At 71.8% G+C, this 22,927-nt stretch carries 22 protein-coding genes; 11 read left to right on the plus strand and 11 right to left on the minus strand.

Translation table 11 applies throughout. From position 1 onward, the window contains the following. Positions 1-113: 113 nt before the first annotated feature. From E4T13_RS22235 to E4T13_RS22245, 3 genes are read left to right on the plus strand one after another with little or no spacing between them, the layout of a single operon-like run. Positions 114-1,163, plus strand: coding sequence for a tripartite tricarboxylate transporter substrate binding protein (locus tag E4T13_RS22235; RefSeq protein WP_137180535.1), 1,050 nt, complete (start codon positions 114-116; stop codon positions 1,161-1,163). Beyond that, positions 1,145-1,825, plus strand: a complete 681-nt coding sequence (locus E4T13_RS22240) for an IclR family transcriptional regulator (protein ID WP_137180536.1) — start codon at positions 1,145-1,147, stop codon at positions 1,823-1,825. The genes E4T13_RS22235 and E4T13_RS22240 overlap by 19 nt, the downstream gene beginning before the upstream one ends. Further along, the gene (locus E4T13_RS22245; RefSeq protein WP_137180537.1) at positions 1,822-3,006 is read left to right on the plus strand and encodes a CaiB/BaiF CoA-transferase family protein; all 1,185 of its coding nucleotides are present in this window, start codon (positions 1,822-1,824) and stop codon (positions 3,004-3,006) included. Before E4T13_RS22240 ends, E4T13_RS22245 begins: the two co-directional genes overlap by 4 nt. A 6-nt stretch (positions 3,007-3,012) precedes the next feature. On the opposite strand, the gene E4T13_RS22250 is transcribed toward E4T13_RS22245, so the two are convergent. From E4T13_RS22250 to E4T13_RS22270, 5 genes are all read right to left on the minus strand, one after another. Next, a complete protein-coding gene (locus E4T13_RS22250; protein WP_137180538.1) occupies positions 3,013-3,246 on the minus strand; it encodes a hypothetical protein in 234 nt (77 codons plus the stop codon). Positions 3,247-3,269: 23 nt separating this feature from the next. Continuing rightward, complete coding sequence (locus tag E4T13_RS22255) at positions 3,270-4,100, minus strand: universal stress protein (RefSeq protein WP_137180539.1); 831 nt, start codon at positions 4,098-4,100, stop codon at positions 3,270-3,272. A gap of 173 nt (positions 4,101-4,273) precedes the next feature. Beyond that, positions 4,274-5,485, minus strand: a complete 1,212-nt coding sequence (locus tag E4T13_RS22260) for an MFS transporter (RefSeq protein ID WP_170985154.1) — start codon at positions 5,483-5,485, stop codon at positions 4,274-4,276. Between the two features lie 130 nt (positions 5,486-5,615). Continuing rightward, positions 5,616-7,010, minus strand: a complete 1,395-nt coding sequence (locus E4T13_RS22265) for an FAD-binding oxidoreductase (RefSeq protein WP_170985155.1) — start codon at positions 7,008-7,010, stop codon at positions 5,616-5,618. Beyond that, entirely contained in the window at positions 7,010-7,882 is an 873-nt protein-coding gene (locus tag E4T13_RS22270; protein ID WP_137180541.1) for a dimethylarginine dimethylaminohydrolase family protein, read from the minus strand. The genes E4T13_RS22265 and E4T13_RS22270 overlap by 1 nt, the downstream gene beginning before the upstream one ends. 147 nt (positions 7,883-8,029) lie before the next feature. Here E4T13_RS22270 and E4T13_RS30925 point away from each other — a divergent pair, with 147 nt between their 5' ends. The 4 genes from E4T13_RS30925 to E4T13_RS22290 all read left to right on the plus strand — a co-directional run bounded on the left by E4T13_RS30925 (position 8,030) and on the right by E4T13_RS22290 (position 13,708). Further along, positions 8,030-9,580: a Hint domain-containing protein gene (locus tag E4T13_RS30925; RefSeq protein ID WP_137180542.1), complete on the plus strand. Its 1,551-nt coding sequence runs from the start codon at positions 8,030-8,032 to the stop codon at positions 9,578-9,580. A gap of 258 nt (positions 9,581-9,838) precedes the next feature. Next, complete coding sequence (locus E4T13_RS22280) at positions 9,839-10,960, plus strand: Hint domain-containing protein (protein WP_137180543.1); 1,122 nt, start codon at positions 9,839-9,841, stop codon at positions 10,958-10,960. Positions 10,961-11,079: 119 nt separating this feature from the next. Continuing rightward, on the plus strand, positions 11,080-12,873 hold the full coding sequence (locus tag E4T13_RS22285) for a hypothetical protein (RefSeq protein WP_137180544.1): 1,794 nt from the start codon (positions 11,080-11,082) through the stop codon (positions 12,871-12,873). 79 nt (positions 12,874-12,952) lie between these two features. Continuing rightward, the gene (locus tag E4T13_RS22290; RefSeq protein ID WP_137180545.1) at positions 12,953-13,708 is read left to right on the plus strand and encodes an HpcH/HpaI aldolase/citrate lyase family protein; all 756 of its coding nucleotides are present in this window, start codon (positions 12,953-12,955) and stop codon (positions 13,706-13,708) included. A gap of 69 nt (positions 13,709-13,777) precedes the next feature. Here the strand turns inward: E4T13_RS22290 and E4T13_RS22295 are convergent, their stop codons facing one another. Beyond that, a complete protein-coding gene (locus E4T13_RS22295) occupies positions 13,778-14,788 on the minus strand; it encodes a tripartite tricarboxylate transporter substrate binding protein (protein ID WP_137180546.1) in 1,011 nt (336 codons plus the stop codon). 29 nt (positions 14,789-14,817) lie between these two features. Continuing rightward, positions 14,818-15,675 carry an amidohydrolase family protein gene (locus tag E4T13_RS22300; RefSeq protein ID WP_137180547.1) on the minus strand — a complete coding sequence of 286 codons (858 nt, stop codon included), beginning with the start codon at positions 15,673-15,675 and terminating at the stop codon, positions 14,818-14,820. 157 nt (positions 15,676-15,832) lie between these two features. On the opposite strand from E4T13_RS22300, the gene E4T13_RS22305 reads away from it, so the two are divergent. Beyond that, the gene (locus E4T13_RS22305) at positions 15,833-16,684 is read left to right on the plus strand and encodes an amidohydrolase family protein (protein WP_137180548.1); all 852 of its coding nucleotides are present in this window, start codon (positions 15,833-15,835) and stop codon (positions 16,682-16,684) included. On the opposite strand, the gene E4T13_RS22310 is transcribed toward E4T13_RS22305, so the two are convergent. The 4 genes from E4T13_RS22310 to E4T13_RS22325 form a co-directional block, all read right to left on the minus strand. After that, positions 16,681-17,250 carry a hypothetical protein gene (locus E4T13_RS22310; protein WP_137180549.1) on the minus strand — a complete coding sequence of 190 codons (570 nt, stop codon included), beginning with the start codon at positions 17,248-17,250 and terminating at the stop codon, positions 16,681-16,683. The two genes, E4T13_RS22305 and E4T13_RS22310, sit on opposite strands and share 4 nt — an antisense overlap. A 74-nt stretch (positions 17,251-17,324) precedes the next feature. Next, positions 17,325-17,759, minus strand: a complete 435-nt coding sequence (locus E4T13_RS22315) for a thioesterase family protein (RefSeq protein ID WP_137180550.1) — start codon at positions 17,757-17,759, stop codon at positions 17,325-17,327. After that, positions 17,746-18,984 carry a thiolase family protein gene (locus E4T13_RS22320; protein ID WP_137180551.1) on the minus strand — a complete coding sequence of 413 codons (1,239 nt, stop codon included), beginning with the start codon at positions 18,982-18,984 and terminating at the stop codon, positions 17,746-17,748. Before E4T13_RS22320 ends, E4T13_RS22315 begins: the two co-directional genes overlap by 14 nt. Then, a complete protein-coding gene (locus tag E4T13_RS22325) occupies positions 18,981-20,807 on the minus strand; it encodes a feruloyl-CoA synthase (protein WP_170985156.1) in 1,827 nt (608 codons plus the stop codon). Before E4T13_RS22325 ends, E4T13_RS22320 begins: the two co-directional genes overlap by 4 nt. Positions 20,808-20,904: 97 nt before the next feature. Here E4T13_RS22325 and E4T13_RS22330 point away from each other — a divergent pair, with 97 nt between their 5' ends. Genes E4T13_RS22330 through E4T13_RS22340 form a run of 3 tightly spaced genes read left to right on the plus strand, consistent with a single transcriptional unit; the run spans position 20,905 to position 22,918 of the window. Continuing rightward, positions 20,905-21,387: a MarR family winged helix-turn-helix transcriptional regulator gene (locus tag E4T13_RS22330; RefSeq protein ID WP_170985157.1), complete on the plus strand. Its 483-nt coding sequence runs from the start codon at positions 20,905-20,907 to the stop codon at positions 21,385-21,387. Then, on the plus strand, positions 21,384-22,160 hold the full coding sequence (locus E4T13_RS22335) for a crotonase/enoyl-CoA hydratase family protein (RefSeq protein WP_137180554.1): 777 nt from the start codon (positions 21,384-21,386) through the stop codon (positions 22,158-22,160). The genes E4T13_RS22330 and E4T13_RS22335 overlap by 4 nt, the downstream gene beginning before the upstream one ends. Next, positions 22,157-22,918 carry an SDR family NAD(P)-dependent oxidoreductase gene (locus tag E4T13_RS22340; protein WP_137180555.1) on the plus strand — a complete coding sequence of 254 codons (762 nt, stop codon included), beginning with the start codon at positions 22,157-22,159 and terminating at the stop codon, positions 22,916-22,918. The genes E4T13_RS22335 and E4T13_RS22340 overlap by 4 nt, the downstream gene beginning before the upstream one ends. Positions 22,919-22,927 lie beyond the last annotated feature (9 nt).

Below are 22,927 nucleotides of genomic sequence, written 5' to 3' on the forward strand. Positions count from 1 at the left end.
GCCCGACCATCCCGACGAGGGGCGCGCGACTTGATCAGGGCGATGGCCAACGGCGCTAATCGGTGGCAGAATAGAACATCGTTCTATCTGACAGAACAAAGGGAGGTCCCGTCATGTTGCCCCGCCGCGCCCTGCTCGCCGCCGCCCCGCTCGCTCCTGCCCTGCTCGCCGCCGCGCCTGCCCGCGCCCAGGGCGACTGGCCCACGCGGCCGGTCCGCATGGTGCTGCCCTATGCCGCTGGCGGCGCGACCGACGTGATCTGCCGGCTGATTGCGGACCGCATGTCCCAGCGCCTGCCGCAGCGCGTGGTGGTGGAGAACCGGACCGGGGCGGGCGGCTCCATCGGCGCGTCGAACGTCGCGAAGTCGCCGGGCGACGGCTACAGCCTGCTGTTCCACAACATCGGCCATGCGGTGACGAAGGCGCTCTATCCGCAGATCGACTACGATCCCGCCACGGACCTGAAGGCCGTCACGGTCGTGGCGGAAAGCCCGATGGTGCTGCTGGTGCCGCCGAATTCGCCGCACCGCACCCTCGCCGACTTCGTCGCCTTCGCGAAGGCGAACCCCGAACGGCTGACCTATGGCAGCACGGGCGGCGGCGGCGCCCTGCAACTCGTCTCGCTGCTGTTCCTCCGCGCCGCCGGCATCCGCATGACGGAGGTGCCCTATCGCGGCGGCGCGCCGGCGGCGCTCGATCTCGCGAACGGGTCGCTCGACATGCTCTACGATGCGGGGCTGACCGGCTTCGGCCTGGCGCAGGGCGGGCGGGCGCGGGCGCTCGCGATCTCCGGCCCGCAGCGCAGCCCGGTGATGCCGGATGTGCCGACCATGGCGGAGCTCGGTTTTCGGGACGCCACCTTCATGGTGTGGCAGGCGATCTTCGCGCCGGGCACCACGCCAGACCCGCTCGTCGCGCGCATCCAGCGCGAGGTCGCGGCGGTGCTGGCCGAGCCCGCCACGCGCACGCGCCTGGCCGAGCTCGGCGCGGAGCGGATCGTCGGCAACACGCCGACCGAGGCGCAGGCCTTCGTCGCGGCCGAGATGGCGAAATGGGCGGTGATCCTGCGCGAGGCGGGCGTGCGGTTGAGCAACGCGAAACCGCACCGGCGCGATGGGTTGGCGGGCGGCATCGCGCAAGACGAATGGCTCCGCGCCGGCTGATGGAGAACGGCGTCGCCGCGGTCGGGCGGGCGCTGGCGATCCTCGGCGCCTTCCGCGAGGGCGAGGCGGCGCTGTCTCTGGCGGAGCTCGCCGCGCGCACCGGCCTCTACAAATCCACCATCCTGCGGCTGCTCGGCACGCTGGAGCAGGGGCGCTGCGTGGAGCGGCAGGCGGATGCGCGCTGGGCGCTGGGGCCGATGCTGTTCCACTGGGGCAGCCTCTATGCCCGCGCGCAGCCGGTGGAGCGCCTGCTGCCCGCCGCGCTGCAGGCGCTGGCGACGGAAAGCGGGGAGACGGCGAGCTTCTGGGTGCGGCATGGCGAGCAGCGGCTCTGCCTCGCCCGCGTGCGCGCCCCCTCCCCCATCCGCGACGACCTGGCGGAGGGCGTGCTGCTGGCGCTGCCCGCCGGCGCCGGCGGTCGCGTGCTGGTGGCGCCCGATCCGCGCGCGCTCGGCGTGGTCGCGACCTTCGGGGAGCGCAATCCGGAGACGGCCGCGATCGCCTGCGCGGTGTTCGGCACGCAGGGGCTGGCCGGCGCGCTCGGCATTTCGGGGCCGCGGGAGCGCGTTGCCTCGCGCGAAGACGCGCATCGTGCCACCGTGGCGTCGGCCGCCGCCGACCTTACCCGACGTCTCGGCGGCGATCTGGGAGTGCTTGCATGACATCGCCCACGCCGCTCAAGGGCATCCGCGTCGTCGAGTTCACCCACATGGTCATGGGGCCGACCGTGGGGATGACGCTGGCCGATCTCGGCGCCGAGGTGGTGAAGGTGGAGCCCGCGCCGGAGGGCGACACGACGCGCCGGCTGACAGGCTCCGGCACCGGCTTCTACGCCGCCTTCGGGCGCGGGCGTCGCAGTCTCGCGGTGAACATGAAGACGGCCGAGGGCATGGCGCTGGTGCAGCGCCTGGTCGCGCGGGCCGATGTGCTGGTCGAGAATTTCCGGCCGGGCGCGATGGCGAAGCTCGGGCTCGGCTATGCGGAGCTTTCGGAACGACATCCGCGGCTGGTGTACTGCTCCTGCAAGGGTTTTCTTCCAGGGCCGTACGAGCATCGCACGGCGCTCGACGAGGTCGTGCAGATGATGGGCGGACTCGCCTACATGACCGGGCTGGAGGGACGGCCGCTGCGCGCCGGGTCCAGCGTGATCGACATCATGGGCGGGCTTTCCGCCGTGATCGGCATCCTCGCCGCGCTGCGCGAGCGCGACACCACCGGCCAGGGCGGCGAGGTGCAGGCCGGGCTGTTCGAGACGGTGGCGCTGCTGATGGCGCAGCACATGGCGCAGACGCGCATCACCGGCACCGCGCCGCGGCCGATGTCGGTGCGGCTGCCGGCCTGGCCGGTCTACGACATCTTCGACACCGCCGATGGCGGCCAGGTCTTCGTCGGCGTGGTGACCGACACGCAATGGCCGGCCTTCTGCAACGCTTTCGATCTTGCGGATATGGCGAGCGACCCGACGCTCGCGACCAAGCAGCAGCGGGTGGAGGCGCGGGAGCGCACCCTGCCGCGCATCGCCGCCGTGCTGAAGCGCTGGACCAAGCCCGACCTGATGGCGAAATGCGAGGCGCTCGGCCTGCCCTTCGCACCCATCGGCAAGCCCGCCGACCTGTTCGACGACCCGCATCTCAACGGCTCCGGCGGACTGGTGCCGATGACCTTGCCGGACGGGCGCCAGATCGCGCTGCCGGCGCTGCCGGTCTCGCTCGACGGCGCGCGCCCCGGCGGCACCGGCGACCTGCGCGCGCCGGGCGCGGATGGCGCCTCGGTGGCGGCCGAGCTCGGCTATTCCGAGGCAGAGATCGCGGCGCTGCGGGAGAAGGGCGTGATCACGGGATAGCCGGCCTCAGCAGGCGCGCTCGCCGATCTCGGCCGGCATCGTGCGCAGCGGCTCGCCCTCGGAGCAGATCCAGCGGGATTCATGCGCCAGCGGATAGGCGCGGCATTCGCGCTCGGCAAAGGCGCGGCGTTCCATGCAGGCGGCCTCGGTGGGGTATTCGCGCGGCGCCCAGCCCTGCAGCTCGTAACCGGGCACCCAGATGCCGTTGATCAGGAAGAAGACGTTCAGCCACCAGGCCATGCCACGCCTCCCCCTTCGGCCGCTCAGCGGGCAACGAAGATCGGCACGGGGCAGTCGCGCAGCAGCACATCCGTGGTGCTGCCGACCAGCATCCGGATGAAGCTCGATCCGCCGAAGGCGCCCATCACCAGCGCGCGCGCACCGCTGCGCCGCACCTCGCCCAGCACCGCCTCCGCCACGTCGTTGCCGGTCAGCGGCACGGCCTCGGCCTTCAGGCCGCGCAGGCAGGTCACGCCTTCCTCCGCCAGCTTGCGCGCATCGGCCTCGGACCCGCCCAGCGCCGCCACGCGCACCGGCGCATCGCCGGCGAGGTCCAGCAGCGCGAACAGGTGGAACGCCTCGCGCGCCGGGGCGGAGCCGTCATAGGCGCAGATCACCGGCCCGGTGCCCGGCGCCTGCCAGCCCGCGGGCACCACCACGAGCGGCCGCGCGCCGTCGCGCAGCAGGTCCTCGATCACCGGCGCGACGCCGCCATCGGCCTGCTCCCGCCCCAGCGTGCAGTCGCGTCCCAGCACGATCAGGTCATGCGCGGCACCGGCCTTTGCCAACGCGGGCGCCGGCGCGTCCTCCAGCCGCAGCACCGTGTAGTCCAGCCCATGCGCCGCCGCGGCGCAGTCGGCCAGTGCCTTCTGCGCCTCGGCCTCGGCCTGGGCGGTGAGCATCGCGTCGCGATGCTCCTTGAACGCGCCGGCGCCGAGCGGCACCGCCTCGTGGTCGCTTCGCGTGTGGGGACGGTCGAGCACGACGGCGACGGTCAGCTTCGCGCCGGTGCGGCGCGCGTAGGAAATCGCCAGGTCGCGCGCGGCGACGGCGCTCGGCGCGTCGTCCAGCGCCACCAGGATGCTGCGGAGCATGGGGCCTCCTCCTCGGCGGACAGCCTAGAGCAGCGCCCGTTCGCGTGGAACCGCTCCGCGGTTCCGCCGAACGGGCATAAGCTGCTCTAGAATCGAGTTTCCTAGAGCACGACCTTCCGATCGACTGATTCCAGTCGATCGGAACGTGCTCTAGCCCAGCCGGGCCGCCGGGGTCAGCCCCGCCTCGGCAGCAGCAGCAGGAAGCCCGTGGTGCAGATCGCCAGCCCCGCCGCGAAGCTGGCCAGCGCCGCCGAGACGCCGCCGACCGATGCCATCGCGCCGGAGACCATCTGCAGCACCGCCGCGCCCAGGAAGTAGAACAGGTTGGCGGCCGAGAGCGCCCGCCCGGCCTGGGCCGGCGGCACCGCCTCCCGCACCAGGGAGAAGGCGATGATCTGGAATGAGATCAGCAGGCCGAACAGCACCAGCAGCGCCACGTCCCAGGAAGGCGGCAGCATCGCCACGCCGAAGGCGCGCGAGGCGAGGCCCCCCGGGCCGCCCGCGACCAGCAGCAGGATCAGCAGCGCGGAGAGCAGGTGGCTGCCGGCCAGCAGCATCGCGCCATGGCCGAAGCGGCGCAGCACCCACCCAGCCAGCGCCGGCCCGATGGTCAGCGCGACCGTGCAGGCCAGCAGGATGTTGCCGGCGGCGATGCGGTCCAGCCCCTTCACCTCCATCAGCCACGGCCCGCCCCAGAGGCCGCGCACGCCGAGCACCGCGGCGAAGGAGGCGAAGACGAAGACCATCACCGCGCGCAGCCGCGGCAGCCGCGTCATGCCCAGCACCTCCCGCATGTCGGCGAGCAGCCCGCGGGAGGGCGGCGCCTCCGGCCGTGCCGCCGGGACCAGCAGCGCGACGGCGGCGATGGCGAAGAGGGCGAGCATCAGGCAGGACCAGTAGCCGGCGCGCCAATCCGTCACCTCCACCAGCAGCGCGAGGGGACTGGCGGAGAGCAGCATGCCGGTGTTGCCGACCGCCTGGATGATGCCGGACCACAAGGCGAAGCGGCTGGTGGAGAGCGCGCGGGCGGCAAAGGTGATCGGGCACATCAGCATGCCCGAGCAGCCGGCCCCGAGCACGATCTGCGCCGCGAGCATGGAATAGGGCCCGGTCGCCATGGCGCCGAGCGCCGCGCCGCAGCCCGCGACCGTCAGCAGCGTGAGCGAGACGGCCTTCACGCCGTAGCGGTCGAGCCCGATGCCCACGGGGATCATCACGGCGGCGAAGGCGAAGGGAAAGGCGCTGGTGATCTGCGCAAGCCCTTCGGCCGTCACGCCGAGGTCCCGCTGCAGCACATCCGCGGCAATGGCGGGAATGGTGCGCACGGCGTTCGAGAACACATGGCCGAGGCAGAGGACGAGGATGGCGGTGGTGACGGGGTTCACGTGAATGGCTCGGGCGGGCGTGCCCCCACCCCGACCCTCCCCCGCAACAGCGGGGGAGGGAGGAGTGGACGCGCTCGCGAAGCCCTCCCCCGCTGTTGCGGGGGAGGGTTGGGTGGGGGAAACACCAGCCCTAATTCCTGAACATCTTCCCCGGATTCAGAATCCCGTTCGGATCGAGCGTCGCCTTCAGACTGCGCATCACCGCCAGCGCCTCCGGCCCATGCTCGCGTTCCAGGAACTCGCGCTTGCCGAGGCCGATGCCATGCTCGCCCGAGCAGGTGCCGCCAAGATCCAGCCCGCGCGCGACGATGCGCTTGTCCATGTCCCAGGCGCGCTCCAGCGCGCCCGGCACGGACGGATCGTACAGCACCATCTGGTGGAAGTTCCCGTCCCCGACATGGCCGACGATGCAGGTCGCGTGGCCGAGTTCCTTCGCGTCGGATTTCGCGCCGAGGATCGCCTCGGCGAGGCGGGAGATCGGCACGCAGACATCGGTGGTCAGCGCCTTGTGGCCGGGCTTCCAGGCGACGCCTGCCCAGTAGCTGTCATGCCGCGCCTTCCACAGCTTCGCCCGCTCGGACGGATCGGTCGCCCAGCGGAAGCCGGCGCCGCCATGGCCGGCGGTGATCGCCTCCACCGTCGCCGCCTGTTCCTGCACGCCGGCTTCGGTGCCGTGGAATTCCAGGAACAGCGTGGTGCGCGGCTGCAGGTGCTCCAGTTTCGAATAGGCGATGGCGGCTTCCATCATGTCATCGTCCAGCAGCTCGATGCGGGCGACGGGGATGCCCATCTGCATCACCTCGATGGTGCTGCGCACCGCGCCTTCCAGCGTCTCGAACTGCACCACGGCGCTGCTCATCGCCTCGGGGATGCCGTGCAGGCGCAGACGCACCCTGGTGACGACGCCGAGCGTGCCCTCGCTGCCGATGAACAGCCGCGTCAGGTCGTAGCCATTGGCCGCCTTGCGGGTGCGGCCGCCGGTCTCGATCACGCGGCCATCGGCCAGCACCACCTCCAGCCCCAGCACGTTCTCGCGCATCGTGCCGTAGCGCACCGCATTGGTGCCGGAGGCGCGCGTGGCGACCATGCCGCCGAGCGTGCAATGGCTGCCGGGATCCACCGGGAAGAACAGCCCCTGGTCACGCAGATGGTCGTTCAACTGCTGGCGCGTGACGCCCGGCTCCACGAGGCAGTCCATGTCCTCGGCGTGCACCTCCAGGATCGCCGTCATGCGCGAGAGATCCAGGCTGATCCCCTGCCGCACCGGGTTCACATGGCCCTCGAGCGAGGTGCCCGCGCCGAAGGGCACCACCGGCACGCCGTGGCGGTTGCAGAGGGCGAGCAGGCGCGACACCTCCTCCGTCGTCTCCACGAAGGCGACGGCATCGGGCAGGGTCGGCGGGGAGCTGTCCTCGCCATGGCTGTGCTGCTCGCGCACCGTGGCGTTGGTGGACAGGCGGTCGCCGAGGAAGCCGCGCGCCGCGGCGATCACCACGTCCACCGGACGCATCGTAGGCGTATCCATCAGGGGTCCTCCCGCAGGAGCGGACAGGTGAGGCAGTGCGGGCCGCCGCCGCCAGCTGCGAAAAGCGATAGATCCGGGTCGAGGACCGCAAGCCCCTCCGCGCGCAGCGCCGCGTTGATCCGCGTGCTGCCGCGCGACGAGATCACGCGTCCGTCGCCCAGCGCCAGGATGTTGCCGGAAAGCGCCATCGCCTCGCGGTAGCCGAAGGGGATCCAGCGGATGCCATGCCCGCGCAGCCAGGCCAGGAAGCCGTCGTCCAGCGCCTCCGGGCAAGCCAGCGCCAGGCCCGGGGCCGCCATGCAGAACAGCAGGTCGAGATGCAGGAAATGCTCGTCGAAGGGCTGCAGGCGGCATTCCCAGCCTTCGGCCTCGAGCCAGGCAGCAAGCTGCGCGGCGCCGGCCTCGTCGGTGCGGCCGCCGGAGACTCCGATCACGGCGAGGCCGGGACGGATCAGGTGGATGTCGCCGCCTTCCAGCGTGCCGGCGCTGGATTTGCGCCAGAAGGCGCTGCCGCCATCCGCCACTTGGGCGGCGTGCCAATCCAGCACGGCGGCGTATTCACCGCGGCGCTGCGGCCGTTCGAGCTGGCAGAGCACCGGCCCCCAGGGCGTCGTGACCGCCTGGTCGCGGGTATAGGCCATGTACGGCAGATGGGGGGCGGCGGGCAGCGCATGCACCCTGGCGCCGCCCTGTTCCAGCGCCGCGACCAGTTCGCGGTGCTGCGCCGCGAAGGCGGCGGCGTCCGGCGCCGCGCCTTCCGCCAGGGTGCGGCGCGCCACGGCATTGGTCGGGATCCAGCGGTAATGATCGGGCGGGCAGACGAGCACCTCGCGCAGCCGGCCCGTCTCGCTCGCCACGGCGAAGCGCGGCATGCGGCCACCCTGCGCCGGGCGCAGGAGCGAGGCAAGGCTCGCCCAAAAGGCTCCGGATCATCTCAACCTATGATTTAACCCTTGCTCTTGCGAAACACGTATTTTTTATTATGATCACAACCTGGCGATGCACTGGCGAGGGATTCCATGAGCGACGCGACTATTCCCGGTTCGCTCGGCACCGGGGCTAACACGCAGTACTGGAATGGCTCGGCCTGGGTCACAACGCCTATCGCCGACACCAACATCGCCTATTACGGGGGCAGCACGGGCGTCACCTTCGCGCTCGGCGACCAGAACGATTTCGGCAATGGCCGTGGCGGCAACGACACGCTGGAAGGCCGGGACGGCAATGACGTGCTGGTCGGCGGCACCGGCCGCGACTACCTGCTCGGCGAAGCCGGGGCCGATACGCTCATCGGCGGCAACGCCACCGTCACGGGCTCGCTGACCACCGGCAACGTCACGGTCACCGCGACCAATGACGGCACCTCCGCCGACACGCTGGTGGGCGGCGACGGCAACGACACCTATGTCGTCACCTCCGGCTCCGACGTCATCCAGGAAACCGCGGGCCAGGGCACGGACACCGTCCTCGTCGCCTCCGACCAGACCACCTCCTATTCGCAGAGCCTCTTCGCCTCGATCGAGCGCATCGGCGTGCTCGACCCGAGCCTCACCAACGACGTCACCCTCACCGGCAGCCTGGGCGACCAGTCCATCAGCGGCGCCGCGGGCGACGATGTGCTCTCGGGCGGCGTCGGCAACGATACGCTGGATGGCCTGGGCGGCGCGGATTCGCTGTCGGGCGGCAACGACAACGACGTGCTGATCGGCAGCGGCGACGACACGCTGAACGGCGGCGCGGGCAGCGACAGCTTCGTGCTGACCGGCGGCAACAACCTGGTGGATGGCGGCGACGGGACCGGCGACGTCATCACCTTCGCCACCAGCGGCACCTATGTGGTGACCGGTGGACCGGGCTCCTACACGATCACCGGCCCGGGCTCCGAGACCAATACGGTCAGCAACATCGAGTTCATCAGCGGCGCGGGCGGCGACAGCGTGTTTGGCGCGGGCAGCTTCCTGGTCTGCTTCGCGACCGGCACGCGCATCCGCACCGACCGCGGCGAGGTCGCGGTGGAGGATCTCCGCGCCGGCGACCGCGTCGCCACCGTCTCCGGCCAGGGCGCGCCCTTCAAGCCGGTGCTGTGGATGGGCCGCCGCCGCGTGGTGCTCGCCGGCCATCCGAACGCCGACGCCATCGCGCCGATCCGCATCCGCGCCGGCGCCCTGGCCGAGAACACGCCGAGCCGCGACCTGCTGGTCTCGCCCGACCACTGCATGTTCCTCGACGGCGCGCTGGTCCCCGCCCGCCTGCTGGTGAACGGCAGCAGCATCACCGTCGAGCACGGGATGCCGGAGGTCACCTACTTCCATGTCGAGCTCGAGCAGCACGACGTGCTGCTGGCCGAGGGCGCGGCCGCGGAAAGCTGGCTCGACTGCGACAACCGCGGCTGGTTCGAGAATGCGCCGGTGGCGCAGCTCGCCGTTGCCGGCACGCTCGCCGATGCCGGCACCGGCTGGGACGCCAACCGCGCCTGCGCGCCGCTGCTGCATGGCGGCGAGAAGCTGGCCGCCATCCGCCAGGCCATCGCCGCACGCGCCGCCGCCGAAGAGACCCGCGCCGCCGCCTGAGCGGCGGCGGCTCAGGGCATTGCGCTCACATTTCCGTGTTGAACGGCGTTGGTGTCGTCATGCCTCAGAGTCAAGCTACTTGAACAAGACTTGCGGGACATACGGCGAATATACTATCAACCTTCGCGATGGGGAGGCCGGGTGAGTTGGCAGCGCGGTAGGTCGCGCGCAGGCCCGCCATTTTCGCGCAGGATGCGCATTCCAGCCTGGCAGGCATAGAGCCCGCCGGGCCTTTGCAGGCGTGCACAGGGGGTACTCATGTCGAGCTATGTCGGCACTTCCGGTCCCGATACCTTCCCTGGCACGGGGGGCAACGACACCGCTGCCGGCCTGGGCGGGGCCGACAGCCTCGTCGGCCTGGGCGGCGCAGATTCGCTCAGCGGCGCGAGCGGCAACGATACCCTTCTCGGCGGCGACAACGGTGACACGCTGCTCGGTGGCCCCGGCAGCGATTCGATGGATGGCGGCCCCGGCGCCGACCGGCTCGAAGCCGGCTCGGGCAACGACACGCTCATCGGCGATGGCGGCGACCGCCTGAACGGCGATGCCGGCGACGACTTCTTCCTCGTCAGCGGGTCGAACAACACCGTCATCGGCGGCGGCGGCAATGACGGCATCACCTTCGGCACGGCCGGCACCTACACGATCACCGAGGGCAACAGCGGCTTCTACACCGTCACGGGGCCGAATGGCGAAACCACGACCGTCCAGACGATGGACTACATCAGCGGCGCGGGCGGCGACAGCGTGTTTGGCGCGGGCAGCTTCCTGGTCTGCTTCGCGACCGGCACGCGCATCCGCACCGACCGCGGCGAGGTCGCGGTGGAGGATCTCCGCGCCGGCGACCGCGTCGCCACCGTCTCCGGCCAGGGCGCGCCCTTCAAGCCGGTGCTGTGGATGGGCCGCCGCCGCGTGGTGCTCGCCGGCCATCCGAACGCCGACGCCATCGCGCCGATCCGCATCCGCGCCGGCGCCCTGGCCGAGAACACGCCGAGCCGCGACCTGCTGGTCTCGCCCGACCACTGCATGTTCCTCGACGGCGCGCTGGTCCCCGCCCGCCTGCTGGTGAACGGCAGCAGCATCGCCGTCGAGCACGGGATGCCGGAGGTCACCTACTTCCATGTCGAGCTCGAGCAGCACGACGTGCTGCTGGCCGAGGGCGCGGCCGCGGAAAGCTGGCTCGACTGCGACAACCGCGGCTGGTTCGAGAATGCGCCGGTGGCGCAGCTCGCCGTCGCCGGCACGCTCGCCGAAGCCGGCACCGGCTGGGACGCCAACCGCGCCTGCGCGCCGCTTCTGCATGGCGGCGAGAAGCTGGCCGCCATCCGCCAGGCCATCGCCGCACGCGCCGCCGCCGAAGAGAACCGCGCCGCCGCCTGACCGGCGCGCGCCGAACCGCGCCTGCCGAGCCCGGCTGCCTCCGTGGAGGCAGCCGGGCTTGTCTTTTCCGCCCGGCCCGGCACCAATCCATTCCCGACCCACTCCGACCCGAAGGCGCAATGTCGCAGGCGCAGCCGCGCTTTATCGCCCTGACGCCGGACCGGCTGCGCCGCGGCTTCCTCCTCGTCGTGCCGCGCGACGAGGTGATGCGCCAGCATGCCGAACGGCTGCAGGCGATCGGCCTCTCCGCCGTGGCCGAGGAAGCCGGCCGCAGCCGCCCCGCGCTCGCCCGCATCCTCGATTCCAGCCTGGCCGAATGCATCGAGCTTGCCGGGCGCGATGCCGTGGCGGCGATGCTGCGCAGCCTCGGCCTCGCCCCGGTCGGCCCGGCGCGGATCGAGGCGCTGGCCAGCCCGCCCGCCAGCGACCTGATCCTGCGCGCGGACATCCCGACGCTGCCCGAGATCGCCCCGCCCGATCCCGCGAGGCTGCGCCTCGACCGTCTGGTCGCCACGCCGGCCGAAACCGAGATCGATGCGGAGCTCGAGGCGCTGGCGCAGCGCCGCGGCACCTGGCAGCCGCTGCCGCCCGGCACGCCGGCAACGGCGGAGGACCGGCTGGTCTGCGACGTGACCGCCACGCTGCTGCCCGCGCGCAACCACATCCCCCAGCCCGACGTGATCGGCGCCCGCCCTGGCCGCCCGGGCCACCTGCCGCAGGACTGGACCTTCGGCGACAACGGCGCCGGCCTGGCGATCGAGGTGCTGGCCATCGAGCCCGGCGCCAGCCCGCCGCATATCCGGCTGCGCGTGCACGGCACGACCACGCAGGACGGGCAGAGCTACGTCATCTTCCACCTGCCCGGCCGCATCGCCGCGCAGCCCGACAGCAGCTGGGTCGGCTCCGTCGCGCTGCGCCCCGTCGGCACGCCCATCGGCCTGCGCGGCGCCAAGCTGCGGCTGGAGAGCCAGGACGCCACCGCGGATGGCCGGCTGCGCCGCAAGGACGCCGCGCTGCTCGCCGGCGATGGCGGCTTCGTCCGCTGCTACGTCTCGGAGAAATTCCCGGAGGCCGCGACCGCCTTCCTCCGCATGCCGCTGCTGTTCGACCACGCCGCCGGCGCGGTGGACTTCACCTGCGACATCGGCGCGCCGCGCCTGGTGGAGGGGCTGGATCTGGGCGAGCAGGGCACGGCGCCGCTGGCCGCGCTCACCGGCCCCGCGCAGCTTCTCGGCGCCGGCAGCGCGGATCGCGCGGGGCTGAATGCGCGGCTTGTGGGGCTGGAGGCTGGGCAGGCGCGGGACATCACGCTGCGCCTGCCGGACAGCATGGCCGACCGCGCCCTGGTGGGGCGGGAAGCGCGCTTCCTGGTCCGCGCCAAGGCGGTGCTGCGCCGCGCCGTGCCGCCGGTGGACGATGCGCTGGCCCGGGCCGCAGGCTTCGCCGACCTCGCCGCGCTGCGCGCCGGCATCGCTGCCCGCCTGGCCGACCGCGTCGCGCGGCTGCAGCGCGCGCAGCTTCGCCGCGCCGCGCTGCAGGCCCTGTTGCAGGAAGCCGGCGAGATCCCCCTGCCCGAGGAAGCCATCGCCACGGAGATCGCGGCACTCTGGCCAGGCTTCGCCGCCGCCGCAGCGCAGCGCAACGAGACGCCGGACCGCGCCGCGGCCGCCGCGCTGGCCGCGCGCCGGCTGCGCATCGGCCTGCTGGTCGCGGCGCTGGCACGCCGGCACGCGCTGTCGCCCGACGCCGCCGCGCTGCGCGCCGCCGCCACCGCGCTCGGTCCCGGCGCCGCGGAGGAGACGGTGAGCGCCCGCGCGCTGGAGGACACGGTCATCGGCTTCATCCTCGCCCGCGCGAACGTCACGGACCGCCCGGCGAGCACCGCGGACCTCATGGCAGCCGCCGAACAATAGCGGCCGCGCGCGCGTTGACGCTCCCCGGCGCCACGCCTAGCGTCCAGCCATCCCGCAGAAGCGATGGGAAGGGAACGCGATGGCGAACGGCGTGAAGGCTGCCTGGGCTGCAGGCAAGCCCGTGGTGAACGGATGGCTCGCCATCCCCAACGGCTTCAGCGCCGAGGTCATGGCCCAGGCAGGCTTCGACAGCCTCACCGTGGACATCCAGCATGGCGTGCAGGACTACATGTCCATGGTCGCCTGCTTCCAGGGCATGCAGCCACATGGCGTGACGCCGATGGTGCGCGTTCCCTGGAACGAGCCGGGCATCATCGGCAAGGTGCTGGATGGCGGCGCCAAGGGCGTGATCTGCCCGATGGTCAACACCGAGAAGGAAGCCCGCGACCTGGTCTCCTTCTGCCGCTATCCGCCGAAGGGCGCGCGCAGCTTCGGCCCGATCCGCAGCGGCATCTACGGCGCCGCCGCCGACACCGCGGCCGCGAATGACGACGTGCTGGTGATCCCGATGATCGAGACCAAGACCGCGCTCGACAACCTGGAAGCCATCGTCAGCGTTCCGGGCGTGGACGCGATCTATATCGGCCCGTCGGACCTCTCGCTCTCGCTCGGCATGGCCCCGCTGCAGGACCGGCGCGAGCCGGAGTTCCTGAAGGTGCTCGACCAGATCCGCACCACGGCGCAGAAGCACGGCGTGAAGGTCGGCATCCACACCATGACCGGCCAGTACACCAAGGAGATGTTCGAGCGCGGCTTCAACCTGGCCACGATCATGAACGACAGCGGCCTGATGCTGACGGCCGCCCGCGCGCAGGTCGGCATCGCGCGCGGCTGACCTGACTGCGTACCGTGACCTGCCGATGCCCGGCAGGTCACCGCGCGCGGGTCACGCGACGACCACGCGCTACTCGATCTTCACGCCCGCCGCCTCGATTCGGCGGCGCACATCGGCGACCGAATCCGCCACAAGCTTCGGCCCGTCCTCCAGCTTCTGGTCTGCCGGGAAGGGCTCCATCATTCCCGCGCGCAGCTCCGCCAGGAAGGCCGGGTCGCGCAGCATGTCCATGAAGACGGCGTGGTAGCGCTGCAGGATCGGGCGCGGCGTCTGCGGATGCACGAAGTAGCCGTACCAGACCAGCAGCTCCATCTCCGCCACGCCGGCTTCCTGCACCGTCGGCACGTCCGGCGTGTCCGGCATGCGCTGCCGCGCGCTGACGGTCAGCATGCGCAGCTTGCCGCCTTCCACCAGGCTGCGGCCGGCGATGGCGCCGGTGAAGATCATCGCCGCATTGCCCGCCGCGACATCGGTGATGGCCGGCGCCGCGCCGCGATAGGGCACATGCGTCATCGGCAGGTTGCGGGCCTTCGCCCACATCGCGATGCCGAGATGCGCGGGCGTGCCGATGCCGGCGGAGGCGTACGGCACCGGGTTCGGCTGCGCCCTGATCCAGGCTTCGAGCTCCGCCATGGTCCGCGCGGGGATCGACGCGTTGATGAACAGCGCGTTGTAGTCGCTGCCGACGAAGGCGACCGGCGTCAGCACCGTGTTCGGATCGTAGGGCGGCGGGCTCATCAGCTGCGGCGAGAAGGCGAAGCTCGCGATGGCGCCCTGCGCGATGGTGTAGCCATCCGCCGGCTCGCGCGCGACGTACTGGATGCCCACCGTGCCGCCGGCGCCGGCCCGGTTCTCCACCACCACCGGCTGGCCGAGGCGCTGGGAGAGCTGCGCGGCGACGCGGCGACCGAGCAGGTCGCTCGATCCGCCCGGTGGGAAGGGCACGACGAGGCGGATCGGTCGCGTCGGAAAGCTCCCCTGCGCCAGGGCCGGCGCCGCCAACCCGCCGAGGCCCGCGGCAAGGCCGAGCGCCATCGCATCGCGCCGGCCGAACCGCCGGGATGAATCGCTGGTGGTCATGCGGTGATCCCCCTCTCTCGTGACGGACGCTACAGGCCGAGCAGCCTGGCCGCGTTGCCGCCCAGGCAACGCGAGCGGATCTCCTCGGAGTCGAAGGGCAGCGCGCGGAACTGCTCGACGCTCTGGCCGAGCGGGCGCACGGGATAGCTGCTGGCGAACAGCAGGCGATGCCCGAGATAGTAGTTGGCCGCCTTCACGTATTCATCGGCGCCCGGCGTGTTCGGGATGTGGCCGTAGAAATCCGGCACGAGGTAGACGTTCGCGCATTGGAAGGCGACGGCGCAGATCTGCACCGTGTAGGGCCAGGCCGCGTGCGGCACGACGATCTTCAGGTTCGGGAAGCGCCGCGCCACGCGCTGGATGTGCACCGGATCGCAATAGGTCAGGTCCGGCCCGACGAAGATGGAGGAGGTGAAGGACGCGATCAGCCCGGCCTCGGCGCAGCGCGCATACAGAGGCATCAGCTTTTCGTCGTCGTCATAGAGCGGCGGGTCGCACCAGCCATTGTCGAAGGCGACGCCGCGAAAGCCCCAGCCGATGCACTTCTCGATCTCGGCCATCGCAGCCGCGGGGTCGCTGCCATTGATGCCGCCGAAAGCCAGGAAGCGCTTCGGATGCTGCTTCAGCAGCTCGACGATGTCCTCGTTCGGCACGGAGCCGTATTGCGGCGGCGACTGCCGGCCCATCACCACGGCAAGCCCGATGCCGGCGGCATCCATCTCCTGGATGAAGGCGTCCATCGAACGCTCCGCGAAGGAGCGGTAGTAGGGCATGTTCATCTGCAGCGGGCGCGCCGCGGCGGGGTCGGGATTGGCCGGGCGCGGATTGTAGATGGCGGTGGAGGTGAAGGCGCCGAAGGGTGGACGCACCCGGAAGTCGATGATCATGCACGCTCTCCTGCCCCGTCGCGCATCGCTGCGACATGATCTTTCTTGTACGCGGATCGCACACCTGTTCGCAGGGCGTGTCAACCGGCATGATCGCTAGGTGATTGACCTGTACGGCCTGTCGCCGAACACATCGCAGAGTGAAGGAGCGTATCGCATGCCGATCATCGACTTCCGGCTGCGCCCGCCGGCGCGCGGCTTCCTGGGCACCAAGATCTACGCCAACGCCGCGAACCGCGACCGCTACACCCGCCGCCTCGGCTTCGACCCCGCGCCATCGGTGCAGGCGCAGTCGATGGACATGCTGGTGGCGGAGATGCAGGCGGCGGGGGTGACGCGCGGCGTCGTCGTCGGCCGCACCACGGCGACGCTCGGCAGCGTGCCGAACGAGGATGTCGCCGCGATCGTCGCGGATCATCCCGGCCTTTTCGTCGGTGTCGGTTCCGCCGACACCACGGACCGGCACCGCGCCGTGGCGATGATCGAGGAATGCAGGCGGCTCGGCCTTGCGATGGTCAATCTCGAGCCGGGCGTGATGGACCCGCCGCTCCGCGCCGACGACCGGCGGCTCTATCCGATCTACGCGCATTGCGAGGACACGGCGATGCCGCTGGTGATCATGGCCGGCGGCGGCGCCGGGCCGGACATCACCTACACCGCGCCGGAATGCCTGGACCGGATGCTGGCGGATTTCCCGAAGCTCACCGTCATCTGCTCGCATGGCGGCTGGCCATGGGTGCAGGAGATGGTCTCCGTCGCGTTCCGCCGGCCGAACCTGTTCCTCTGCCCGGACATGTATCTGATCGACCTGCCGGGGATGGACGACTACCTGCGCGCGGCGAACAGCTTCCTGGCGGAGCAGTTGCTGTTCGGCACCGCCTATCCGTTCTGCCCGCTCGAGCCCTATGTCGAGCGGTTCATGCGCCTGCCGCTGAAGGCCGAGGCACGCGAGCGCATCCTCTGGCGCAACGCCGATGCGCTGCTCGGCCTCGGCCTGGCGGCAGCCTAGCCGGCGAGCACCTTCTCCAGCTCCGCCAGCACGCGCTTCTCGGCGTCCGAGATGCGGCTGCTGAGGCCGAGGAAGCCGCCGGCGGCTTCGGCGACCGTGCGGGCGCGGCCGATCGTGTTGCGCGCCATCGTCGCGCGCGATTCCGCCGGCAGCGTGGCGACGATCGCCGTGGCGTAGTTCCGCCAAGCGTCGTGCAGCTTCGGCGAAGGCGGCGTCTTCAGCCAGTGCTCCAGCAGCGCCATCGCCTCCGGCTGGTCGGCAACGCCGGCTTCCCGCGCGGCGCGCAGCACCGCTTCCTTCTCGGAAGGTTCCAGCGAGCCGTCGGCCCAGGCGACGAAGACCAGCGGCGCCAGCGCCAGCGCCGCCACGCTCTGCGGGCCAAGCTCCAGCTCCACCAGGCGGTCGAGCAGCGCCTCGTCGCGGATCGGCAGCGCGGCGGCGATGGCCTCCTTGCGGGACTTGTTGCGGTCCGCCTCGCGCAGGCGGCGCACAAGCGCCTCCTCCTGCTGGGCGAAGAACGCTTCCTCGAGCGCGCGCTCGCGCCCCCTCAGTATGCCGTCGGACATGTCGGAACCTCCTCTGCCGTCACGGCCATGATGGCGTCGCGCGGCGCGCGATTCCAGTCATGCGGCGGGCAGTTTCATGCGAATGCCGCGATCACCGCCTCCGGGATCGGCGCGGAGCGGATGCGCCCGCTCTCCGGGTCGCGCACCGTCCAGACGCGCGTCTCGAAGCCTTCCACGCCTAGCGCGCCATCCGCCTTCAGCAGCCGGTGCTGCACATCGAAGGCGGAGCGGCGGAAGGCGGTGACGCGGCTTTCGATGATAACCTCGTCGCCATAGGCGCTGGGGATGCTGAAGGTCGCGCGGGTGTCCACCATGGGAATGCCGAGCATGCCGAATTTCCGCGTCCAGGCGATCTTCGGCATCCCCAGCGCGGCCTGGAACAGGAAGGCCGTGGAGGCATCGAACATCGCGAAGTAGCGCGGGTAGAAGACGATGCCGGCGGGGTCGCAATCGCCCCATTCGATGGTGACCGGGCGGCGGTGCACCAGCCTGGGCTCAGGCAGCGGCATCGGGATTCTCCAGCAGCAGCGCGATGCCCTGCCCGCCGCCGATGCAGGCCGAGGCGATGCCGTAGCGCGCGCCGCGCCGGCGCAATTCCCGCGCGCAGGTGACGGAGAGCCGCACGCCCGTCGCCGCCAGCGGATGGCCGATGGCGATGGCGCCGCCATTCACGTTCAGCCGCGCCTCGTCGAGGTCGAGCGCGCGGGCGCAGGCCATCACCTGCGCGCCGAAGGCCTCGTTGATCTCGACCAGCGCGATGTCGTGCAGGGCAAGGCCGGTGCGGTCCAGCAGCGCGCGGATCGCGGGGACGGGGCCGATGCCCATGATCTCCGGCGGGCAGCCCACCGCGCAGCCGGCGACGAGGCGCGCCAGCGGTTTTCTTCCGTTCGCCCCGGCACGGGAAGCGATGATGGCAGCGGCCGCGCCATCGACCACGGCCGAGGAATTGCCGCCAGTCTGCACCCCGCCGAAGGCCGGCCTGATCCGGGCCAACGCCTCCACCGGAGACGGCCGCGGATGCGTGTCGGCGGCCACGCTCTCGACCTTGCGCGGCAGGACGATGCCGCGGTCCTGCATGCCTTCGCGTGCGAAGATTTCAGTCACGACCGGAGAAATCTCGTCGTCGAAGAAGCGCGCCTCGCGCGCCGCCAGCGCGCGCGCAAAGCTGCGGCTGGCGAAGGCGTCCACCTCGGCACGGCTGATGTTGCCGCGCTTTGCCAGTTCCTCCGCCGTGCCGCCCATGGTCAGGCCGCAGCCGGGATCGAGCAGCGCCTCCCACAGGAAATCCTTGAACTCCACGGGCGCGCCGAGGCCGAAGCCGCTGCGATGCGTGTAGGCGGCGATCGGGTTGCGGCTCATGCTCTCCGCGCCGACGGCGAGCGCGAGGCCCGCGCCCTGCCGGTCCACCGCATTCGCCGCCTGGATGATCGCCTCGATCCCGGTGCCGCAGACGCGCTGCACGAGCAGCGCCGGCACCTCCACCGGCGCCCCCGCATACAGCCCGATATGGCGCGGCAACATGTAGGCATCGAAGCTGGCCTGCGCGACGGAGCCCGCGGCGATGTAGCCGATCTCCGCGCCCGTCGCCCCCGCCTTCTCCAGCGCCGCCCGCGCCGCCTTGATGCCGAGATCGATCGGCGAGATCTGTGCGAGCGGCCCGGAGAGGTCCGCGAAGGGCGTGCGCGCCCCGGCGAGCAGCCAGGCATCGTCCCAGGACGTGTGCAGCGCGGTCATGGCGTAATTCCGATGGTGATGACGTGCGGCGGCGGTTCGTTCGAGAAGAGTTCCTCGACCAGCGCGGCGCGGCGCGCCAGCACGGCGCGCTGGTTCACGCTGCCCTTGTCGGTGATCTCGCCGGCATCGAGCGACAGTGGCGCGGTCAGCAGCGTGGCGCGCGCGACATGCTGGCTGCTCCCGGTCGCCGATTTCGCCAGCGCCGCCAGCTTCGCCGCAATCTCCGCGCGCAGGCCCGGATGCGTCGCGGCATCCTCGCCTTGTGGCACGATGCGCGCGACGGCCTCGGGCTCCGGCAGCAGGATGGCGGCGAGCTCGTCCCGGTCGGGCGCGGCGATCACCACGTCCTTCACATAGGGGGCGAGACCCGCGACCAGCTTCGCGCGCAGCGGGCCGACGCTGACCCAGGTGCCGGTCGAGAGCTTGAAATCCTCGTTGATCCGACCGTCGAACCGAAAACCCTTGTGCAGGTCGGCGGCATCGAGCGGCACCAGCGCATCGCCGAAGCGGTAGAAGCCTTCCTCGTCGAAGGCGGCGCGCGTGGCATCGGGGTTGCGCCAGTAGCCCGGCGTGATGGAGGGGCCGCGCACCCGCGCCTCCATCTTCTCGCCCACCGGCGCGAGCTTGAGTTCCACGCCGGGCACCGGGAGGCCGACGACACCGGACGCCGAAAAATCCTCCCGCACGCAGAGCGCGAAGGGCGCCGTCTCCGTCGCGCCGAGCCCGGTGATCATCGGGATCTTTTCGCCGCGTTCCGCCAGCGCCATCCGGTCGAGCGCGTCCCAGATGTGCTGCGGCAGCCCCGCCGCCGAGTAGAACATCATCCGCACGCGCGAGAAGAAGATGCGGCGCAGCGCGGCGTCGGATTGCAGGTGGTGCACCACCTCCTCGAAGCCGCGGGGGACGTTGAAGTAGATGGTGGTCGCGATCTCCCGCAGGTTGCGCAGCGACTCGTCGAAGCCGCCGGGCACCGGGCGGCCATCATCCATGTAGAGCGTGCCGCCGTTGTAGAGCGCGATGCCGGTGTTGTGGTTGCCGCCGAAGGTGTGGTGCCAGGGCAGCCAGTCCAGCAGCACCGGCGGCTCCTCCGCCATGAAGGGGAAGGCCTCGCGGATCATCTGCTGGTTGGAGCAGATCATGCGCTGCGTGTTGATCACGCCCTTGGGCAGCCCGGTCGAGCCGGAGGTGAACAGGATCTTTGCGGGCGCATCCGGGTCCACCGCGGCGGCGGCGCGGTCCACGGCCTCGGTCGGCGTCGTGGCGAGGAGATTGGCGAAGCCTCGCGAATCCACCACCTCCGTCCCCGCCGGCACCACCGCCGCGATCGCCTTCGCGAAGCGCGCGCCGTCATTGGCGAAGACCAGGCCCGGCGTCAGCAGCGACAGGCAATGCCGCAGCTTGGCGTAGTCGGTGGCGAGCAGCGCGTAGGAGGGCGAGACCGGTGCCACCGGCACGCCGACATGCAGCGCGGCGAGCGTCAGCACGAACTGGTCGAGGCAATTGCCGGATAGGATGGCCAGCGGCCGTTCCGCCGACAGGCCGCGGTCCAGCAGCGCCTGCCCCGCCGCACGCACCTTGCCCAGCATCTCCGCGTAGGAGATGCGCCGCCAGTCGCCGCCCAGCGCCTTGTCGCGCTTTGCGATCAGCGTGCGGTCCGGCGCCACCGCCGCCCAATGCTCCAGCCGCTCCGTCAGCCGCCGCGGATAGGCGCCGAGCGTGCCGAGCGGCGTGACCAGCAGCGCGCCATCCGCCCGCCGCTCGAAGCGCACCGGCCCCGGCCCGAGCGGCTTGCGGGTCGCGTCAGGCTTGGTCAGCGCGGACATCCATCCCTCCGGCGCGGCGAGCGCAATCGTTATGGGGCATAATAATATGGGCGCGCCCCCCTTCCAAGAGCACGCGGCGCTTCGCATACTGCCACGGATGTCCACGCTCCGTCGCCGCGCCGAGACCCTGCCCCCTGCCGCCGGCGTCGCCGCCACCCCGGTGCCGCCGCCGCTCGACGACCGGCTGGGCTTCTGGCTCCGCCTGGCGCAGCAGACCGCCTTCGACGCCTTCCACCGCGCCATGGCGCCGCTCGGCCTGACGCCGGGCCGGCTCGGCGCGCTGCTGCTGCTGGAAGCCCATCCGGCGATGCGCCAGTCGGCGCTGGCGGAGGCGCTGCGCGTGAAGCCGCCCAATCTGGCGGTGCTGCTGGCGGGCATGGAGGCCGAGGGCCTGATCCGCCGCGTCGAGGACACGCAGAACCGCCGCGTCAACCTGCTGCGCCTGACGCCGGCCGGCCGCGCCCTGCTCAGGCGCGCCAAGGCGCAGGAGGCGCTGGTGGAAGCCGAGCTCTGCGACGGCATGGACGCGCAGGACCGCACCGCGCTGCTGGCCGCGCTGCGACGGATCGCCGGCGGATGACCGAGCCGCTGCTCACCGTCGCGCGCGACGGCGCCATCACCACCATTGCGCTGAACCGCCCCGCCAAGCGCAACGCGATCAGCGACGCGCTGCTCGCCGCGCTGGAGGATGCGGTGGTGCAGGCGCAGCGCGAGGCGCGCGCGCTCGTCATCCACGGCATCGGCCCCTGCTTCTCGGCCGGCCTCGACCTCGCCGAGCACAAGGCCCGCAGCGCCGAGGAGGTCTTCCGCCATTCCCGCGGCTGGCATCGCGTGTTCCGCAGGATCCGCGAGGGCGACGTGCCCGCCATCGCGGCGATCCACGGCGCCTGCGTCGGCGGCGGGCTGGAGCTTGCCGCCGCCTGCCACATCCGCGTGGCCGACAGCACCGCCTTCTTCGCCCTGCCGGAGGGCACGCGCGGCATCTTCGTCGGCGGCGGCGCCAGCGTGCATGTCGCGCGGCTGCTCGGCGCGGCGCGGATGACGGACATGATGCTGACGGGCCGCGCGCTGGATGCCGCGGCGGCGGAACGCGCCGGCCTCGTCACCTATGTCGAGGCCGAGGGCGCCGCGCTGGCGAAGGCGCAGGCGCTTGCCGCCAAGGTCGCGCAGGCGGCGCCGCTGACCGTGCTCGGCGTGCTGCAGGCGCTGCCGCGCATCCAGGACATGGCGGAAGCCGACGGTCTGTTCGTGGAGAGCCTGGTGGCGGCGCTGGCGCAGACCGGGCCGGAAGCGCAGGCGCGCCTCGCCGCCTTCCTCGAGAAGCGCGCGCCCAAGGCGGGAGAGGACCGATGAAGTCACTGCACGGCGCATCCGCCGTCGTCTCGGGTGGCGGTTCCGGCCTGGGCGCCGCGACCGCGGAGGCGCTGGCCGCTTCCGGCGCGAAGGTGGTGGTGCTCGACATCAACGCGGCCAATGCGCAGGCCGTCGCCGCGCGCATCGGTGGCGTCGCGGCGGTGGGCGACGTGGCGGAGGACGCGCCCGTGGCCGCGGCCGTGGAACAGGCGGCCGCGCTGGCGCCGCTGCGCATCGCCGTCTCCTGCGCCGGCATCGCGCCGGCCGCGCGCGTGGCGGGCCGCAACGGGCCGCACGACCTCGACCTGTTCGCACGCGTCATCCGGGTGAACCTGGTCGGCACCTTCAACCTGTTGCGCCTGGCCGCGGCACGGATGACCACGAACGACCCGCTGGAGGATGGCGAGCGCGGGCTGGTGGTGAACACCGCCTCCATCGCCGCCTATGAAGGCCAGATCGGCCAGGCGGCCTATTCGGCCTCCAAGGGCGGCGTCGTCGGGCTGACGCTGCCGGCGGCGCGGGAGCTGGCCCGCTTCGGCGTGCGCGTCGTCACCATCGCCCCCGGCCTGATCCACACGCCGCTGATGGACGGGCTGACGCCGGAAGCGCGGGAGAGCCTGGGGAAGCAGCCGCTCTTCCCGCAGCGCCTCGGCCGCCCGGACGAGTTCGCTTCGATGGTGCTGGCCGTCGCCGGGAACCCGCTGCTGAATGGCGAGACCATCCGCCTCGACGGCGCGCTGCGGCTGCCGCCGGCCTGACGGGCCGCT

It is taken from the genome of Roseomonas sp. AR75 (genome assembly GCF_005222815.1).
Taxonomy (GTDB): Bacteria; Pseudomonadota; Alphaproteobacteria; order Acetobacterales; family Acetobacteraceae; genus Falsiroseomonas.

Coding starts and splice junctions, on each gene's coding strand:
- E4T13_RS22270 (WP_137180541.1), bottom strand. CDS start 7,882: ATGCCGCGCTTCGCCGTGGCGAGCGAGACGGGCCGGCTGCGCGAGGTG.
- E4T13_RS22325 (WP_170985156.1), bottom strand. CDS start 20,807: ATGTCCGCGCTGACCAAGCCTGACGCGACCCGCAAGCCGCTCGGGCCG.
- E4T13_RS22335 (WP_137180554.1), top strand. CDS start 21,384: ATGACCGAGCCGCTGCTCACCGTCGCGCGCGACGGCGCCATCACCACC.
- E4T13_RS22330 (WP_170985157.1), top strand. CDS start 20,905: ATGTCCACGCTCCGTCGCCGCGCCGAGACCCTGCCCCCTGCCGCCGGC.
- E4T13_RS22265 (WP_170985155.1), bottom strand. CDS start 7,010: ATGGATACGCCTACGATGCGTCCGGTGGACGTGGTGATCGCCGCGGCG.
- E4T13_RS22245 (WP_137180537.1), top strand. CDS start 1,822: ATGACATCGCCCACGCCGCTCAAGGGCATCCGCGTCGTCGAGTTCACC.
- E4T13_RS22250 (WP_137180538.1), bottom strand. CDS start 3,246: ATGGCCTGGTGGCTGAACGTCTTCTTCCTGATCAACGGCATCTGGGTG.
- E4T13_RS22280 (WP_137180543.1), top strand. CDS start 9,839: ATGTCGAGCTATGTCGGCACTTCCGGTCCCGATACCTTCCCTGGCACG.
- E4T13_RS22300 (WP_137180547.1), bottom strand. CDS start 15,675: ATGATCATCGACTTCCGGGTGCGTCCACCCTTCGGCGCCTTCACCTCC.
- E4T13_RS22295 (WP_137180546.1), bottom strand. CDS start 14,788: ATGACCACCAGCGATTCATCCCGGCGGTTCGGCCGGCGCGATGCGATG.
- E4T13_RS22320 (WP_137180551.1), bottom strand. CDS start 18,984: ATGACCGCGCTGCACACGTCCTGGGACGATGCCTGGCTGCTCGCCGGG.
- E4T13_RS22240 (WP_137180536.1), top strand. CDS start 1,145: ATGGCTCCGCGCCGGCTGATGGAGAACGGCGTCGCCGCGGTCGGGCGG.
- E4T13_RS22340 (WP_137180555.1), top strand. CDS start 22,157: ATGAAGTCACTGCACGGCGCATCCGCCGTCGTCTCGGGTGGCGGTTCC.
- E4T13_RS22235 (WP_137180535.1), top strand. CDS start 114: ATGTTGCCCCGCCGCGCCCTGCTCGCCGCCGCCCCGCTCGCTCCTGCC.
- E4T13_RS22285 (WP_137180544.1), top strand. CDS start 11,080: ATGTCGCAGGCGCAGCCGCGCTTTATCGCCCTGACGCCGGACCGGCTG.
- E4T13_RS22315 (WP_137180550.1), bottom strand. CDS start 17,759: ATGCCGCTGCCTGAGCCCAGGCTGGTGCACCGCCGCCCGGTCACCATC.
- E4T13_RS22310 (WP_137180549.1), bottom strand. CDS start 17,250: ATGTCCGACGGCATACTGAGGGGGCGCGAGCGCGCGCTCGAGGAAGCG.
- E4T13_RS22305 (WP_137180548.1), top strand. CDS start 15,833: ATGCCGATCATCGACTTCCGGCTGCGCCCGCCGGCGCGCGGCTTCCTG.
- E4T13_RS22290 (WP_137180545.1), top strand. CDS start 12,953: ATGGCGAACGGCGTGAAGGCTGCCTGGGCTGCAGGCAAGCCCGTGGTG.
- E4T13_RS22255 (WP_137180539.1), bottom strand. CDS start 4,100: ATGCTCCGCAGCATCCTGGTGGCGCTGGACGACGCGCCGAGCGCCGTC.
- E4T13_RS30925 (WP_137180542.1), top strand. CDS start 8,030: ATGAGCGACGCGACTATTCCCGGTTCGCTCGGCACCGGGGCTAACACG.